The organism is Stenotrophomonas maltophilia, from assembly GCF_013464915.1.
GTDB classification, from domain to species: Bacteria; Pseudomonadota; Gammaproteobacteria; order Xanthomonadales; family Xanthomonadaceae; genus Stenotrophomonas; species Stenotrophomonas maltophilia_AT.
Window position 1 is genome coordinate 56,355 of the sequence record NZ_RAVT01000026.1, and the last position, 14,939, is coordinate 71,293.

The 14,939-nt window shown below is 67.2% G+C and carries 16 protein-coding genes and 1 tRNA gene; 1 reads left to right on the forward strand and 16 read right to left on the reverse strand.

The features are described from left to right. Positions 1-68 precede the first annotated feature (68 nt). A tRNA-Lys gene (locus tag D7T59_RS09750) sits at positions 69-144 on the reverse strand. Between the two features lie 179 nt (positions 145-323). On the opposite strand from D7T59_RS09750, the gene D7T59_RS09755 reads away from it, so the two are divergent. Next, a complete protein-coding gene (locus tag D7T59_RS09755; RefSeq protein ID WP_180852427.1) occupies positions 324-1,322 on the forward strand; it encodes a DUF2268 domain-containing putative Zn-dependent protease in 999 nt (332 codons plus the stop codon). Positions 1,323-1,387: 65 nt separating this feature from the next. On the opposite strand, the gene queC is transcribed toward D7T59_RS09755, so the two are convergent. From queC to D7T59_RS09830, 15 genes are all read right to left on the reverse strand, one after another. Next, on the reverse strand, positions 1,388-2,053 hold the full coding sequence (gene queC / locus D7T59_RS09760) for a 7-cyano-7-deazaguanine synthase QueC (protein WP_005410745.1): 666 nt from the start codon (positions 2,051-2,053) through the stop codon (positions 1,388-1,390). Positions 2,054-2,131: 78 nt separating this feature from the next. Then, positions 2,132-2,833 carry a 7-carboxy-7-deazaguanine synthase QueE gene (gene queE, locus D7T59_RS09765; RefSeq protein ID WP_180852428.1) on the reverse strand — a complete coding sequence of 234 codons (702 nt, stop codon included), beginning with the start codon at positions 2,831-2,833 and terminating at the stop codon, positions 2,132-2,134. A gap of 302 nt (positions 2,834-3,135) precedes the next feature. After that, complete coding sequence (ybgF, locus tag D7T59_RS09770) at positions 3,136-3,954, reverse strand: tol-pal system protein YbgF (protein ID WP_033832980.1); 819 nt, start codon at positions 3,952-3,954, stop codon at positions 3,136-3,138. Between the two features lie 3 nt (positions 3,955-3,957). Beyond that, positions 3,958-4,476 carry a peptidoglycan-associated lipoprotein Pal gene (pal, locus tag D7T59_RS09775; protein ID WP_005410748.1) on the reverse strand — a complete coding sequence of 173 codons (519 nt, stop codon included), beginning with the start codon at positions 4,474-4,476 and terminating at the stop codon, positions 3,958-3,960. A 64-nt stretch (positions 4,477-4,540) separates the two neighbouring features. Continuing rightward, the gene (gene tolB / locus D7T59_RS09780) at positions 4,541-5,860 is read right to left on the reverse strand and encodes a Tol-Pal system beta propeller repeat protein TolB (protein ID WP_032128528.1); all 1,320 of its coding nucleotides are present in this window, start codon (positions 5,858-5,860) and stop codon (positions 4,541-4,543) included. 284 nt (positions 5,861-6,144) lie between these two features. Then, on the reverse strand, positions 6,145-7,200 hold the full coding sequence (tolA, locus tag D7T59_RS09785) for a cell envelope integrity protein TolA (protein WP_180852429.1): 1,056 nt from the start codon (positions 7,198-7,200) through the stop codon (positions 6,145-6,147). Continuing rightward, complete coding sequence (gene tolR / locus D7T59_RS09790; RefSeq protein ID WP_005410751.1) at positions 7,190-7,618, reverse strand: protein TolR; 429 nt, start codon at positions 7,616-7,618, stop codon at positions 7,190-7,192. The genes tolA and tolR overlap by 11 nt, the downstream gene beginning before the upstream one ends. 24 nt (positions 7,619-7,642) lie before the next feature. Next, the gene (gene tolQ, locus D7T59_RS09795; RefSeq protein WP_006438802.1) at positions 7,643-8,422 is read right to left on the reverse strand and encodes a protein TolQ; all 780 of its coding nucleotides are present in this window, start codon (positions 8,420-8,422) and stop codon (positions 7,643-7,645) included. Positions 8,423-8,432: 10 nt separating this feature from the next. Further along, positions 8,433-8,864 carry a tol-pal system-associated acyl-CoA thioesterase gene (gene ybgC, locus D7T59_RS09800; protein WP_106551053.1) on the reverse strand — a complete coding sequence of 144 codons (432 nt, stop codon included), beginning with the start codon at positions 8,862-8,864 and terminating at the stop codon, positions 8,433-8,435. Continuing rightward, entirely contained in the window at positions 8,854-9,894 is a 1,041-nt protein-coding gene (gene ruvB, locus D7T59_RS09805; protein WP_164138017.1) for a Holliday junction branch migration DNA helicase RuvB, read from the reverse strand. Before ruvB ends, ybgC begins: the two co-directional genes overlap by 11 nt. A gap of 241 nt (positions 9,895-10,135) precedes the next feature. Then, complete coding sequence (locus D7T59_RS09810) at positions 10,136-11,986, reverse strand: potassium transporter Kup (protein WP_180848865.1); 1,851 nt, start codon at positions 11,984-11,986, stop codon at positions 10,136-10,138. 118 nt (positions 11,987-12,104) lie between these two features. Then, on the reverse strand, positions 12,105-12,698 hold the full coding sequence (gene ruvA / locus D7T59_RS09815) for a Holliday junction branch migration protein RuvA (protein ID WP_005410756.1): 594 nt from the start codon (positions 12,696-12,698) through the stop codon (positions 12,105-12,107). Positions 12,699-12,711: 13 nt separating this feature from the next. Continuing rightward, entirely contained in the window at positions 12,712-13,233 is a 522-nt protein-coding gene (gene ruvC / locus D7T59_RS09820; protein ID WP_008268142.1) for a crossover junction endodeoxyribonuclease RuvC, read from the reverse strand. Positions 13,234-13,338: 105 nt separating this feature from the next. After that, positions 13,339-14,070, reverse strand: a complete 732-nt coding sequence (locus D7T59_RS09825; RefSeq protein ID WP_099552808.1) for a YebC/PmpR family DNA-binding transcriptional regulator — start codon at positions 14,068-14,070, stop codon at positions 13,339-13,341. 176 nt (positions 14,071-14,246) lie between these two features. Further along, positions 14,247-14,879, reverse strand: a complete 633-nt coding sequence (locus D7T59_RS09830) for an esterase/lipase family protein (RefSeq protein WP_164138022.1) — start codon at positions 14,877-14,879, stop codon at positions 14,247-14,249. Between the last annotated feature and the right edge of the window lie 60 nt (positions 14,880-14,939).

Sequence of the window (14,939 nt, forward strand, 5' to 3'; positions counted from 1 at the left end):
TGGCGGCAAGCAACAAAAAAGGCACCGCTTGGCGGTGCCTTTCTGGATGACCTGGGTCATTGATGCAATGGTGGGCCGTGAAGGATTCGAACCTTCGACCAAAAGATTAAAAGTCTTCTGCTCTACCGACTGAGCTAACGGCCCATTGCACTGCCCCGGCCTTTCGGCGGGGTGGGCATTCTACCCTACTTTGGTGGGTCGCGTGAAACCCTGGTGTGCCGAGGCTGCCGGCCAGCGGCCGGCACTACCTCGATCTGGGCCGCGGGCTTAAACCTTCCGGGCCAATGGCGCATCCCAGTTGTGGTCCCACCGCGGAACTCCGGATGCGCCTGCCCTTCAGCCTGCTTGCCGCCCTGCTGCTGCCCTGCACAGCCATGGCCGCCCCGTCCCAGATCGTCACCGACGACATCACCCGCTTCTGGGCCACCTACGATGCGGTGCGCGCCGAACCCGATGCCGAACGCCAGGTGGCGCTGGTCCAGCAGCACTACATCGATCCGGGCAGCCCCGGCCTGCATGCGCTGATGCAGGTGCGCAACTACACCGCCCACGAATACGCCGAGGCCATGAACGCGTGGCCGCGCTTCTGGGCCTCGGTACGACCGCTCACCGCCAACGCGCAGCAGGCCAGTGCCACGCTGGAACGCGATCTGGCCGCGTTCCGTGCGCTCTACCCTGCCCTGCGCCCGGCCACCATCACCTATGCAGTGGGTGTGCTGCGCACCGGCGGCACCACACTGGGCGACAAGGTACTGATTGGCGCGGAGATGGCGCTGGGCGATGAGCACGTGGACGTGAGCGAACTCCCCGTGAAGATGCGCGACCGCCTGCGGATCTTCTACGACAGCCGGCCGGGCACGAACAACGCACAGAACAACCTGCACGAGTACGTGCACACGCAGCAGCGTGAGACCACCGGCAGCCTTGCCCAGTACGCGGTGCGCGAGGGTGTGGCTGAGTACGTGGCAGAGCGGTTGAGTGGGCGCCGGCCGGCGTTGCCGCTGTATGCCTACGGGCCCGCGCACGAGGCTGAAATCCGCGCGCGCTTCGTCGCTGAAATGGACGGCGAGGATCTGGACAACTGGCTGTACAACAGCGCCCGCAATCCGTTCGGGGTGAGTGATCTGGGGTACTACGCCGGGTATCGCATAGCGCAGGAGTACATGCGGCAGCAGGCCGATGAGAAGGCGGGGATCGCGCGGATGATCGAGCTGGATTACGCCGATCCGGAGGCGGTGCGGGCCTTCATCGAGGCATCGGGGTGGTTGCCTGATGAGGCTGCCGGCCAGCGGCCGGCACTACCAGACTCCAGCCGCCGGTAGCGGCGGGACAGGGAGTGCGAACCAACGGTTCGCACCCACCATTGGGGGCATCAGCCCCCATTCCCTCAGGCGTACAGCGTAGGGTCCGGCACGCCGGCTTCGGCGAAGCCCTGTGCGCGCAGGCGGCATGCGTCGCAGTGGCCGCAGGCGGCGCCGTTGGCGTCGGCGTTGTAGCAGGACACGGTCAGGCCGAAGTCCACGCCCAGGCGCACGCCCTCGCTGACGATCTGGCCTTTGCTGAGGAACTGCAGCGGTGCGTGCACCTTGATGCCCGCGCCTTCCACGCCCGACTTGGTGGCCAGGTTGGCCAGCGCCTGGAACGCGGCCACGAACTCGGGGCGGCAGTCCGGGTAGCCGGAGTAGTCCACGGCGTTGACGCCGCAGAAGATGTCGTTCGCGCCGAGCACTTCGGCCCAGCCCAGCGCCAGCGACAGCATGATGGTGTTGCGCGCCGGCACGTAGGTGACCGGGATGCCGGCACCACCGGCCTCGGGGACGTCGATGTCGTCGGTCAGTGCCGAGCCGCCGATGCTGCGCAGGTCCACGTCCACGGTCTTGTGCGCGACCACGCCCTGCGCCTTGGCCACGCGGGCGGCGGCGTCCAGTTCGGAGGTGTGGCGCTGGCCGTAGCGCACGCTCAGGGCATGCACGGCGAAGCCCTGTTCCTGGGCCATGGCGATGACGGCGGCTGAATCCATGCCGCCGGAGAGAAGCACGACTGCCTTCTTCATGGGTAAAACATCCGGTTGGGAGGGGAAAGCCAGCACGCTGTCCCGCGCCGGAGCTACATCAGGGAACGTTGCCTGGGCTCATCGGCCCGGCTCGTCGTTCCACAGGATTTTATGCAACTGCATCTGGAAGCGCACCGGCAGCCGGTCTTCAACGATCCAGTCGGCCAGCTGGCGCGCGGTGATCTCGCCCTTGCTGGGCGAGAAGAACACCGTGCAGCGCTTCACCAGGCCGTGCTCGGCCAGCAGGGCCTTGGCCCAGTCGTAGTCCTCGCGGCTGCAGATGACGAACTTGATCTGGTCGCGGGCGGTCAGCAGCGGCAGGTTTTCCCAGCGGTTGCGCGCCACTTCGGCCGAACCGGGGGTCTTGATGTCGACCACGCGCGATACGCGCGGGTCCACCGCGCTGACGTCCAGCGCGCCGGAGGTTTCCAGCGAGACGTCCATGCCGGCGTCGCACAGCTTCTGCAGCAGTACCAGGCAACGCTTCTGCGCCAGCGGCTCGCCGCCGGTCACGCAGACGTGGCGCACGCCCTGGGCCAGCACCTCGGCCACGATGTCGTCGATGTCCCACCAGGTGCCGCCATGGAAGGCGTAGGCGGTGTCGCAGTACTGGCAGCGCAGCGGGCAGCCGGTCAGGCGCACGAACACGGTCGGCCAGCCGGCGGTATCGGCTTCGCCCTGCAGCGAGGTGAAGATCTCGGTGATCTTCAGGCGCGGCAGCGGCGACTGCACGATGTCGCTGGGGGTGGCGACGGCGTTGGACGGGGTAACGGCGGTCATGGCGGGCACTTCTTGGTGGGACACGTGGCGGGTGGGCTACCGTGGCCGGTAACGAAAGCAGCCGAGCATGGCTCGGCTCTACAACAGCAACCGGGCGGGCATGGCCCAGCCGGTAACGAAAGCAGCCGAGCATGGCTCGGCTCTACAACAGCGGCCGGTCGGGTGTGGCCCAGCCGGTAATGCGAGCCGGCGGGCGTGGCCCGGCGCTACCGGGTCCGGGCGGGCTTGCCGATCCGGAAACGAAAGCAGCCGAGCGTGGGCTCGGCTCTACAGGGCAGCTATTGTACGCCGGGTCAGGCGGATCAGCGGATCTGCTTGCCGAGGCGGATGGACTGCAGCCGGTCCTGGGCGGTGCGCGCGGCGTCCGAGCCCGGGTACTGCGCCACGACGGTCTCCAGCGTCTGCTGGGCCTGGTCGACCTTGCCCTCGCCATACTGCGAGAGGCCCACCTTGAGCAGGCCGCCAGCGGCCTTGTCGTGGGTCGGATAGCGCGCGAGCAGTTCACGGAACTGGGTCTCGGCCATCGGGAAATTGCGGGTGGCGTAGTAGCTCTCGCCCAGCCAGTACAGCGCGTTCGGCGCGTAGACGCCGTTCGGGTACAGCTGCAGGAAGCTCAGGAACAGCTGCGCCGAATCATCGTACTTGCCGGCCTTCAGCGAATCGAAGGCGACGTTGTAGGAGGTGCGCTCGTCGCCGGTGGCGGCGAGGCTGCCGGCATCACCATGGACCGAAGGCGGCCGCTCGGAAGTGGCCGCCGCTGCGGGTTTTGCCGGGGCCGGTGCGGCCTTCGGCGCGCTCGCCGGAACGGGCGGCAGGGCCGGGGCGGCATTGCCCCCTTCCAACCGGTTCAGGCGGCTGTCCAGATCCAGGTACTGGTCCTGGGCGGACTGCTTGAGCTGGGCGTTGTCGTGCTGCAACTGCTCGATCGAGGCCTGCAGGCTGGTGACCTGCTGCCGCAGCTGGTTGATCTGGTTCAACAGGTCCTGGTTGGCACTGTTGTTGTACATCTGCTGCTCGAGCGCGCCGACACGGTCAGCCAGGCTCTGTCGCTGTGCATGCGCCGGTGCGGCAGCCACAAGGGCTGCCGCAACGACCAGCATCAGTTTGATGCCAATGCGCATGGATTACTGCGCGGTGTAGACGATTTCGACGCGACGGTTCTGCGACCAGCAGGACTCGTTCGACTCGGTGCAGACCGGACGCTCTTCACCGTAGGACACGACGGTCAGCTGCGAAGCCGAGCCACCGTTGGCCTGCAGGGCCGAGTTGACGCCGTTGCCACGACGCTCGCCCAGGGCCTGGTTGTACGCGCGCGAACCGCGCTCGTCGGTGTGACCCTGCAGGGTGATGCGCGAGGACGGACGGTCACGCAGGTACTTGGCGTGGCAAGCCATGATGGCCTGGAATTCCGGCTTCACGTCTTCCTTGTCCAGGTCGAAGTAGACAACGCGCTGGCGCAGGCAAGCGTCGGTGTCCAGGTCGCCCGGGCCGTACAGGCCCGAGGTCGACGGACCGGTCGGGGTGGTGGTCGAGGTGCCGGTGTCGACCGGGGCTGCCGGCTCTTCCTTCACCTTCTTCGAGCAACCGGCCAGGACGGCCACAGACAGCAGGGAAACAAGCAGAACGCGGGTGGACTTGTTCATGGCGATACCTTTGTGGCTCCTAGGCCGATGAGGGGTTCAAGACAACGAAAATATTAACACTCTTTTAGCGCTGGGTACGGTATGGGGACCATGCCGGTTCGCGCACATCACCATCGGCCAGGACCAGGCGCTGGCGAACCCGCGCATCGGCCGAGACGGCATACAACACACCACGGCCACCTTCGCGGGCGGCGTACAACACCATGCTTGCGTTGGGCGCAAAGCTGGGCGATTCATCCAGCGAACCCGGGGACAGCGTGCTCCAGCGCGGCGAACCCAGCGAGCTGTCCATCATCGCGATCTTGTAGCTGTTGCCCGAGCCCTGGGCGACGGCGATCTTCTTGCCGTCGTAGGAGACCGAGGGCTTGGCATTGTAGTTGCCCTGGAAGGTCACGCGCTCTGCGCTGCCACCGCCCGCGCCGACCTTGTAGACCTGCGGACGGCCGCCCCGGTCGGAGGTGAAGTACACCGCGCTGCCGTCCGGCGCCCAGGTCGGCTCGGTATCGATGGCGAAGTGGTTGGTCAGCTGGGTCAGCTGCTTGCTGCCCAGGTCCATCACGTAGATTTCCGGGTTGCCCGAACGCGACAGGGTCAGGGCCAGCTTGCGGCCGTCCGGCGAGAACGCCGGGGCGCTGTTGATGCCGCGGAAGCTGGTGACCAGCTCACGCGCGCCGGTGCCGATGTTCTGGATGTAGATGGCCGAATTGCCACGCTCGAAGCTGACGTAGGCCAGCTTGCTGCCATCCGGGCTCCACGACGGCGACAGCAGCGGCTCGGCCGAGCGCACGATGGTCTGCGGGTTGTAGCCATCGGAGTCGGCCACCATCAGCGCATAGCGCATGGCGTCGCCCTTGCCGCTGGCGGTCACGTAGGCGATGCGGGTCCAGAAGGCGCCGCGCACACCGGTGATCTTTTCATAGATGGCGTCGGCCATCTGGTGGGCGACGTCGCGCATGGCGTTGCCACGGGCGGTCATCGCCAGGCCCAGCAGGCGCTCGCCCTTGGGCACGTCGAACAGTTCGTACTCGACGCGGTAGGCGCCAGCACCAGCGTCGAGCACGCGGCCGACCACGATGTAGTTCTGCTTCAGCGCACGCCAGGTGGCGAACTGGATGTCGCCGCCGCGCACCGGCTTCTCGACGATCTGCGCTTCGGGCAGCGTGCGGAACTGGCCCGAACGCTCCAGGTCGGCACGGACCACGCCGGCGACGTCGGTCTGCGGTGCAGCCGCCGACCCCTGGTAGGGCATCGGCACGATGGTGATCGGCAGCGCGGAGGCATTGCCGCCGATGATGTCGATATCCAGCCCCTTCTGCTGCGCGACGGCAGCAAAGGGCAGCAACAGGGCCGCAAACACGGCAAGCCAGCGAGGCATCTTTTTCATGGAGCGCTCAATAGGGGGAAACCGGAACGAGGGATAACAAAGCGGAAGTGAACCGCTTCGCAATCATGAACCAAGGGTACGTGAATTCCGGGTCAGTTCCAGCCCGTCCTCTCACGCACCGTTAACGTCGTGGCTAACATCGCGCCCGTCTGCCCCGTCACTCCGCCCTGCTGGACGGAGTTCGACAGCAGTCCACAGACTGCCCGACCGGAACCGGGCCCACCAGAGGCAGGCACGACAACCCTGGGCACGAGCGGCCGTGCTGGCCGCCCTGCCCGGCCGCCTCAGCGATCCTGGGCGGTGAAGGTGAAGTTGAGCGTGCGCGCGAACACCGATTCAAAGCCGCGGTACGGCAACGGCTGCGCATTGAGCACGGCGGCTTCGATCGAACGCTTGCCGGCCTCGTCGTACGGGCAGTTCGGGCTGACCTTGGCCTGCATCACCGTACCACCCGGAATCTGGGTGATGGTGATCTGGCAGCGCTGGCCCAGCGGCACCGTATCCGGGCGCACCCACTGCGACAGCACCTTGGCCTGGATCGCGGCGGCGTACTTGGCCGAAAGATCGTCGCTGTTGCCACCACCACCGGCGGCCGGCTGGGATGCGCCGCTGGCACCGGCGGCGGCACTGCCGGCAGCGTTGCGCGCGGCGGCCACCTGGCGCAGCTTCTGCTCGGCCAGCTTGGCTTCCTTCTCGGCCTGCTCGCGGCGGGCGCGGATCTCGGCGATCTTCTTCTGCTTCTCGGCCTCGGCCTTGTCAGCGGCCACGCGCTCCTGCTCGGCCTGCTTCTTCTTCTCGTCCGCTTCCTGCTGCTTGGCCAGGCGCAGCTTCTGCTCCGCTTCTTCCTGGCGCTTGCGTTCGGTCAGGTCGATCTGCTCCTGGCGGCGCTTGGCTTCCTGCTCCTGCCTGGCCTTCTCCTGCGAGATGGCCAGCGCGCTCACCGCTTCCTGGTCCTTGGTGTCCGGCTGCGCGACGCGCTCCTGCGCCTGTTGCTGCTGCGGCGTGGGGGCGTCCTGCGGGCGCGGTTCGGGGATGGGCTGCGGCGGCGGAATGGTGTCTTCCGGCACCGGGACCGGCTCGGCCACCGGCGGCGGCAGGTCCTCCAGCTTTTCCGACTGGCGCAGGGCCTGGTGCGCGGCGGAGGCCTCCGACGCAGACAGCGCCAGGCTGGCCTCGACCGACGGATCACCGGCGGCGGCGTCGGTGTTGCGCTCGGGTGACCAGAACCAGGCCACGATGAACACCAGCGCGACCAGCAGGTGCACCAGCAACGCCAGCGCCAGGGGCAGGCCCCAGCCGGGTTCACGCTGCTGTGGAGGTGGCAGGGCGTCAGCGTGCATCGGTGGCCAGGCCTACCTTGTCTACCTTGGCGCGCTTGATCACGTCCATCGCGGCGATGACCTTTTCATAGGCCACGGCGCGGTCGGCGGCGACGATCACGCGCACGCCCTTGTCCTGGGCGGCGATGCCGGCCAGGCGGCCTTCCAGTTCCTCGGCCGACACGGCGGTGGGTTCCTTGGCATCGGGCAGCTTCAGGCTGAGCTGGCCGTCCTGGCGCACCGAGACGATCACCGGGTCCTGCTTGCTTTCCAGCGCCTTGGCGTTGGATTGCGGCAGGTCGACGTCGAAGCTCAGCGTGAGCAGCGGCGCGGTGACCATGAAGATGATCAGCAGCACCAGCATGACGTCGATGTAGGGAACGACGTTGATTTCCGATTTCAGCTTGCGGCGCTTGCGGCGACCGATGGCAGCGGACATGGCTTGGACTCCCGGGTCAGGCGCTTACTCGTCGCCAGCGCTCTGGCGCTGCAGGATGGAGCTGAACTCTTCGGCAAAGGTCTCGAACCGCACCGACATGCGCTCAACGCGGGTGGTGAAGCGGTTGTAGGCCCACACCGCCGGGATGGCCACGAACAGGCCGATGGCGGTGGCGAACAGCGCTTCGGAGATGCCCGGGGCGACGGCGGCGATGCCGGCCTGCGCACCGCTGCTGATCATGTCGTGCATGGTCACCATGATGCCGAACACGGTGCCGACCAGGCCCACGTACGGGGCGGTCGAGCCGATGTTGGCCAGCAGTTCCAGGTTGCGCTCGAGCTGGTCGACTTCGCGGGTGTAGGTGGTGCGCATGGCACGCTGCGCGCCTTCCAGCTGCGCGCGGCCATCCAGCCTGCGCTTGTCGCGCAGGCGGGTGTATTCGCGGAAACCGGCTTCGAAGATCGCTTCCAGACCGCCAACATTGCGGCTGCGATCGGTGGCCGAGCTGTACAGCTTGCCCAGGTCGGCACCGGACCAGAAGCGGTTCTCGAACTCGTCGGCTTCACGGGTGGCCTGCTTGAACACGCGGGCCTTGCGGAAAATGATCACCCAGCTGACGAACGAGCCGACCAGCAGCAGCAGCACGATGATCTTCACCGGCAGGCTGGCCTTGGCCATCAGCTCGAGGTAGTTGATGCCGCCGCCGGTGGTGGCCTGGGCAAGGGTCTGGGTCGCGGCGTTGCTGACGTCGGCCGGCAGTGCCTCGGTGACCGTGGCCTGCAGGGCCAGGAGCGTTGCGATCATCCGTTGTTCCTCAAAGTTCGGATTCGGGGTGGAGGTGGGGTTGCAGCATGGCAAGGACGGCGTCGTCCATGCCACGCGGGCGGAAACTGGCCGCTTCCAGTGCGGCGATGCGGACCTGGGCCGACAGCAGCAGTTCGCCATCGCGCAGGATCTGCTGCTCGAAGACCATGCTGGCCTTCTTCAGCTGGACCAGGCGGGCGCTCACCTGCAGGGTGTCATCCAGCCGTGCCGGCCTGATGAAATCCATCTGCATCGAGCGCACCGCGAAGATCATGCCGTGCTCGATGCGCATGCGCTCCTGGCCGTAGCCCAGCGCGCGCATCCATTCGGTCCGGGCCCGTTCCATGAAGGCCACGTACCGGGCGTGGTAGACCACGCCACCGGCATCGGTATCTTCCCAGTAAATGCGTGTCGGCCAACTGAATCGCGGCTCAACCGACATCGGGAACCTCGGCGAACAGGTCCTGCGGCGGGTTCTTGGGTTTCAGGCCCATGTGCCGGTAGGCCTTGTGGGTGGCCATGCGGCCACGCGCAGTGCGCACCAGGAAGCCCTGCTGGATCAGGTAGGGCTCGACCACGTCTTCCAGCGTGCCGCGCTCTTCGGACAGCGCCGCGGCCAGCGATTCGATGCCGACCGGGCCACCTTCGAAGTAGTCGACCAGGGTCTTGAGCAGGCGCCGGTCAAGCTCGTCGAAGCCTTCCGGGTCGACCTTGAGCATCTTCATCGCGGCCTGGGCCACGGGCTCGTCGATGTGGCCACCGGCCTTGACCTGGGCATAGTCGCGCACGCGTCGCAGCAGGCGGTTGGCGATACGCGGGGTACCACGCGCGCGGCGCGCGATCTCCCCTGCGCCATCGGCGGTGCAGTCGATGCCGAGGATGCTGGCGGAGCGGCGCACGATCCGGGTCAGTTCCTCGACGCTGTAGAACTCCAGGCGCTGGACGATGCCGAAGCGGTCGCGCAGCGGCGCGGTCAGCAGGCCGGCGCGGGTGGTGGCGCCGATCAGGGTGAACGGCGGCAGGTCGATCTTGATCGAGCGCGCCGCGGGGCCCTCGCCGATCATGATGTCGATCTGGAAGTCTTCCATCGCCGGGTACAGCACTTCTTCCACCACCGGCGACAGGCGATGGATCTCGTCGATGAACAGCACGTCGTGCGGCTGCAGGTTGGTCAGCAGCGCGGCCAGGTCGCCGGCCTTTTCGATCACCGGGCCGGAGGTCACGCGCAGGGCCACGCCCAGTTCGTTGGCGATGACGTGGCTGAGGGTGGTCTTGCCCAGGCCCGGCGGCCCGAAGATCAGTACGTGGTCGAGCGCGTCGCCACGCCCCTTGGCCGCCTGGATGTAGATTTCCATCTGCTCGCGCACCGGCACCTGGCCGAGGTAGTCGGCAAGGCGCTTGGGGCGGATGCTGGCGTCGGCGGCGTCATCCTCGCGGGTGGCGCCGGCGCCGATGATGCGGTCGTCGGTCATGCCGTGATTATGCGGTAAATGGGCGCATTCCGGGGCCGGAAGCACGGTAGTGCCGGCCGCTGGCCGGCAATCGCATGAACACCCGTGGCATCGCGGGATGCCGGCCAGCGGCCGGCACTACCCGACCGGTCGGGGTCGGATCCGTTTTCCAACGGAAAACGGCTCTGACCCCACTCCCGGACGCGCGAAACATGGCGTCAGAGCCCTTTTCCTGCGGAAAAGGGATCCGACCCCGCACGCGTCAGATCTCCACCTGCGCGCCGAGTTCCACCAGACGGTTGCCCGGAATCCGGAAGAACCCCGTCGCCGGCGCGGCATTCCGGTGCATCAGCGCGAACAGCTTGTCGCGCCAGATCGGCATGCCGCGGTTGGCGGTGGCCACGATGGTCTCGCGACTGGCGAAGAAGGTGGTGTCCATCGGGTCGAAGTAGATGCCGCCGTGGTCGCACGAGCGCATCAGCGCCAGCGGCACGTCCGGGGTCTCCATGAAACCGAAGCGCACGTAGACCCGGTAGAACTCGTCGCCCACCGATTCGATCTTCAGCCGCTGCCCCTCCGGCGCGTACGGCACAGGCAGCGTGACCACGTGCAGGAACACGTTGCGCTCATGCAGCACCTTGTTGTGCTTGAGGTTGTGCATCAGCGCGTGCGGGGCCACGGTCGGGTCGGCGGTGAGGAACACTGCTGTGCCCGGCACGCGCACCGGCGGCGCCAGCATCAGGCCCGGCAGGAAGGTATCCAGGCGGATGCCGTCCTTGCGGATCTCATCGCGCAGCAGCTCGCGGCCACGGCGCCAGGTGCGCATCATGGTGAACAGGAAGATGCCCAGCACCACCGGGAACCAGGCACCCTGCAGCAGCTTGGCGCCGTTGGCGATGACAAAGCCGAGGTCGATGATGAAGAACACCACGCACAGCGGCAGCAGCCAGGCGCGTGCCTTCGGCCACAACGAGCGCGCCACCAGGGCCAGCAGCAGGGTATCGATCAGCATGGTGGCCGACACCGAGATGCCGTAGGCCACCGCCAGGTTGGACGAGCTGCGGAAGGCCAGCACCAGGCCGATCACCATCACCGCGATGCCCCAGTTGATGCCCGGGATGTAGATCTGGCCGATGGTGTCGTGCGAGGTATGCTTGATGCGCATGCGCGGGATGTAGCCCAGCTGCATGGCCTGGCGCGAGACCGAGAACGCGCCGGTGATGACCGACTGCGAGGCGATCACCGCCGCCATCGTGGCCAGGATGATCATCGGGTACAGCGCCCACGACGGCACGGCCTCGAAGAACGGGTTCTTCAGCGCCTCGGGATGGTTGAGCACCAGCGCGCCCTGCCCCAGGTAGTTCAGCACCAGGCACGGCAGCACGAAGAAGTACCAGGCGTGGCGGATCGGCTTGGCGCCGAAATGGCCCATGTCGGCGTACAGCGCTTCGCCGCCGGTCACCGCCAGCACTACCGCACCCAGGATGAAGATGCCGTGCCAGCTGTGCTCCATGAAGAAGCGGATCGCCCACCACGGGTTGAAGGCCTTGAGCACTTCCGGCGCGTCGACGATGTTGTAGATGCCGATCGCCGCCAGCGAGATGAACCACACCGAGGTGATCGGGCCGAAGGCCTTGCCGATCTTCTCGGTACCGAAGCGCTGCGCGGCGAACACCATCAACAGCACCACCACGGTGATCGGCACGATGAAGGCATGCAGGCCGGGGGCGGCCACCTCCAGGCCTTCGACCGCGCCCAGTACCGAGATCGCCGGGGTGATCACGCCATCGCCGAAGAACAGCGAGGCGCCGAAGATGCCGAGGATGCCCACCACATAGGCCGAGCGCGACCCGTTGCGCAGCGTGCGCTGGGTCAGCGCCATCAGCGCCATGATGCCACCCTCGCCGTCATTGTCGGCGCGCATGATGATGGTCACGTACTTCAGCGTGACCACGATGTTCAGCGCCCAGAACGCCAGCGACAGCACGCCCAGCACGGTGTCGTGGTCACTGTTGAGCCCGTAGTGCGGCGAGAACGCCTCCTTCAGGGTGTACAGCGGGCTGGTACCGATATCGCCGAAGACCACGCCGATCGCACCGATGATCAGCGCCATGCCTCCGGCTGGAGGAGCGTGACCGTGGCCGCCGGGGGCGGCTGCGTGCGGGGTTTGACTGCTGGACATGGGACTCCTGGCGAAGCTCAGGCGGTTCGTTGAAGGAAAGGAAGGCGGATCAGCGCAGCGCCGACTGCAGCGCCTTGCGGATCACGGTGGCCACTTCGTCGCCTTCATTGAAGGCGTCGCGGGCCATGCGCGCGGCTTCAGCCGGCTTGTAGCCCAGCTGCTGCAGCGCCACGGTGGCATCGGACAGCGGGTCGGCCGGGGCCGGGCCACTGCCGGTGGGCAGCGCGCCACCAGCACCGAACTGGGCGGCGCGGTCACGCAGCTCCAGCACCATGCGCTCGGCGGTCTTCTTGCCGATGCCCGGAATGCGGGTCAGCGCGGTGATGTCACCGGCCTGGACCATGCGCGCGAACTCCTCGACGGTGACGCCGGACAGCACAGCCAGCGCGATCTTCGCACCGATGCCACTGACCTTCTGCACGTCGCGGAACAGGCGCCGCTCGCCCTCGCGCAGGAAGCCGTACAGCGAAACGCTGTCTTCCTTCTGCGAGTAATGGGTGTACAGGGTGACCTCGCGGCCGAGCTCGGGCAGGTCGTAGAAGGTGCTCATCGGCGCCTCCAGCTCGTAGCCCACTCCGTTCACGTCCACCACCAGCCACGGCGGCGCCTTGTAGGCGACGATGCCGCGCAGTCGACCGATCATTGCGTGCAGCTCCTCATTTGCGGCCCCACGCCTGGCGGGCACTGAGCCCCAGGCGGTTGGCCGTTGCCCTTACGTGGGCATGGGTGATCGCCACCGCCAACGCGTCGGCCGCGTCGGCCTGCAGCTTGGTTTTCAGGTTGAGCATGAGCCCGACCATGTGTTGAACCTGTTGCTTTTCGGCGCCACCACGCCCCACCACCGCCAGTTTGATCTCGCTGGCAGCATATTCGTGCACCGGCAGGTCGCGCAGCACCACGGCCGAGATCGCCGCGCCACGGGCCTGGCCCAGCTTCAGTGCCGAATCGGGATTGCGGGCCATGAACACCTTTTCGATGGCCACTTCATTGGGCTGGTATTCCCGGCACAGATCGGCCAGGCCCAGCACCAGCAGCTTCATGCGCTGCGGGAAGTCGTCGGCGCCCAGCAGCACCAGCGGCTGGTGATGCACGTGGCTGACGCGGCCGGCGGCATCGACATCAATGATGCCGACCCCGGTCCGCTGCGAACCGGGGTCGATGCCGAGGATGCGGGTCATGCTGCACTCCTGGCGGAGCGGAACGGGATGCGCTGGCAGGCGTATGGGCTCATGACTGTCCGCGGTGACCGTTCAACGGCCCGCGCCCAGGCCGTCGAAGACGGCTCAGGCGTAGGCGTCGGCGCCGAGTTCGGCGTTGGAGTACACGTCCTGCACGTCATCCAGGTCTTCCAGCATGTCCAGCAGCTTCTTGACCTGAAGGGCGACGTCGCCTTCGACCTTGATGTCGTTGTCGGCGCGGAAGGTGATCTCGGCGTGGTCGGCAACATGGCCGGCAGCGGTCATTGCATCCTTGACCGCGTTGAACGCGTCAGGGCTGGTGACCACGTCGATCGAGCCATCGTCCGGATAGACCACGATATCATCGGCGCCGGCCTCGATGGCCGCTTCGGTGATGGCTTCCTCGTCGGCGCCCGGGGCGAAGCTGAGCACGCCCAGGCGCTTGAACATGAAGGCCACCGAGCCCTCGGTGCCCATGTTGCCGCCGCACTTGCTGAACGCATGGCGGACATCGGCCACGGTGCGCACGCGGTTGTCGGTCAGGCAGTCGACGATCACGGCCACGCCACCCGGGGCGTAGCCCTCGTAGCGGATTTCCTCGTAATCGACGCCCTCCAGTTCACCGGTGGCCTTCTTGATGGCGCGTTCGATCACGTCCTTGGACATGTTCACGGCCAGGCCCTTGTCCATCGCCACGCGCAGGCGCGGGTTGTTGTTGGGGTCGCCTCCACCGCCGCGCGCGGCAACGCCGATCTCACGGATGATCTTGGTGAAAATCTTGCCGCGCTTCGCGTCGGACGCGTTCTTGCGGGCTTCGATGGAGGGGCCTCTACCCATGGGTGCTACCGTCTGGCTGCTTCAGGATCAAGGCGCGGATTCTACCTGATCGGGCGCGGCAACCGTGTCTAGGGCCGTACTGTCGTAGAGCCGAGCCGATGCTCGGCTCAGCGGCGCCTGACCGGACAGCAGCCGAGCGTGGGCTCGGCTCTACAGAACGGTCCCACCGCCGGGCCTTACGCGGCGGCGGCGTCGCGGCTGTGGTCGAACTGGCCGTGGCGCAGGAAATGCGCGGTCTGCCGGGCAGCGTCGGGCGACACCACCAGGCCACTGTGGCTGGTACGCACCACGCAATGGTCGGCCAGGCCTGGCAGCCGGGTTTCGGCCAGGGCCACGGTGCCGTCGGAGGCGTCGTCCATCGCGCCCAGCAGGCTGCCCAGACCGTGCGGCACCGAACCGGCGATCAGGCCGACCTCGGCCTTGCCCTGCCAGTCCGGCAGGCCGTCCAGCAGCAGCTCGCTGCTGCGGCCCAGCGCCAGGCCCCAACCGTGCTCGGACAACGAGCGCGCGGTACCGCTGCCGCGCAGCGGCGAGCCCAGGCAGACCACGCGCTGCACATCAAGCTGCGGCTGGCGGCGCAAGGCCTCCAGCGCGAGCAATCCCCCCAGGCTGTGACCGACCAGCGACAACGGCCCGGCATCGGCCAGCCTCTCCAGCAGCTGCGGTACGGCCACGTCCGGGCCACCGAACACCGAGGAATAGCCAAACGCGTGCACCTGGAAGCCACGCGCTCGCAGGCGCCAGGCCAGCGGCCCGACCCAGGCGCGGGCATTCCAGATGCCATGCAGCAGCAATACGGGGGGAGTCATGCAAACAGCCTGGCAGTCAGCGGGGCAGGAACGTACGGTGATTGAACACGCGCGCGCAGC

Excerpts from the sequence above, each read along its gene's own strand:
- D7T59_RS09755 (WP_180852427.1), top strand. The coding sequence starts at position 324 with ATGCGCCTGCCCTTCAGCCTGCTTGCCGCCCTGCTGCTGCCCTGCACA.
- queC (WP_005410745.1), bottom strand. The coding sequence starts at position 2,053 with ATGAAGAAGGCAGTCGTGCTTCTCTCCGGCGGCATGGATTCAGCCGCC.
- queE (WP_180852428.1), bottom strand. The coding sequence starts at position 2,833 with ATGACCGCCGTTACCCCGTCCAACGCCGTCGCCACCCCCAGCGACATC.
- ybgF (WP_033832980.1), bottom strand. The coding sequence starts at position 3,954 with ATGCGCATTGGCATCAAACTGATGCTGGTCGTTGCGGCAGCCCTTGTG.
- pal (WP_005410748.1), bottom strand. The coding sequence starts at position 4,476 with ATGAACAAGTCCACCCGCGTTCTGCTTGTTTCCCTGCTGTCTGTGGCC.
- tolB (WP_032128528.1), bottom strand. The coding sequence starts at position 5,860 with ATGAAAAAGATGCCTCGCTGGCTTGCCGTGTTTGCGGCCCTGTTGCTG.
- tolA (WP_180852429.1), bottom strand. The coding sequence starts at position 7,200 with ATGCACGCTGACGCCCTGCCACCTCCACAGCAGCGTGAACCCGGCTGG.
- tolR (WP_005410751.1), bottom strand. The coding sequence starts at position 7,618 with ATGTCCGCTGCCATCGGTCGCCGCAAGCGCCGCAAGCTGAAATCGGAA.
- tolQ (WP_006438802.1), bottom strand. The coding sequence starts at position 8,422 with ATGATCGCAACGCTCCTGGCCCTGCAGGCCACGGTCACCGAGGCACTG.
- ybgC (WP_106551053.1), bottom strand. The coding sequence starts at position 8,864 with ATGTCGGTTGAGCCGCGATTCAGTTGGCCGACACGCATTTACTGGGAA.
- ruvB (WP_164138017.1), bottom strand. The coding sequence starts at position 9,894 with ATGACCGACGACCGCATCATCGGCGCCGGCGCCACCCGCGAGGATGAC.
- D7T59_RS09810 (WP_180848865.1), bottom strand. The coding sequence starts at position 11,986 with ATGGCGCTGATCATCGGTGCGATCGGCGTGGTCTTCGGCGATATCGGT.
- ruvA (WP_005410756.1), bottom strand. The coding sequence starts at position 12,698 with ATGATCGGTCGACTGCGCGGCATCGTCGCCTACAAGGCGCCGCCGTGG.
- ruvC (WP_008268142.1), bottom strand. The coding sequence starts at position 13,233 with ATGACCCGCATCCTCGGCATCGACCCCGGTTCGCAGCGGACCGGGGTC.
- D7T59_RS09825 (WP_099552808.1), bottom strand. The coding sequence starts at position 14,070 with ATGGGTAGAGGCCCCTCCATCGAAGCCCGCAAGAACGCGTCCGACGCG.
- D7T59_RS09830 (WP_164138022.1), bottom strand. The coding sequence starts at position 14,879 with ATGACTCCCCCCGTATTGCTGCTGCATGGCATCTGGAATGCCCGCGCC.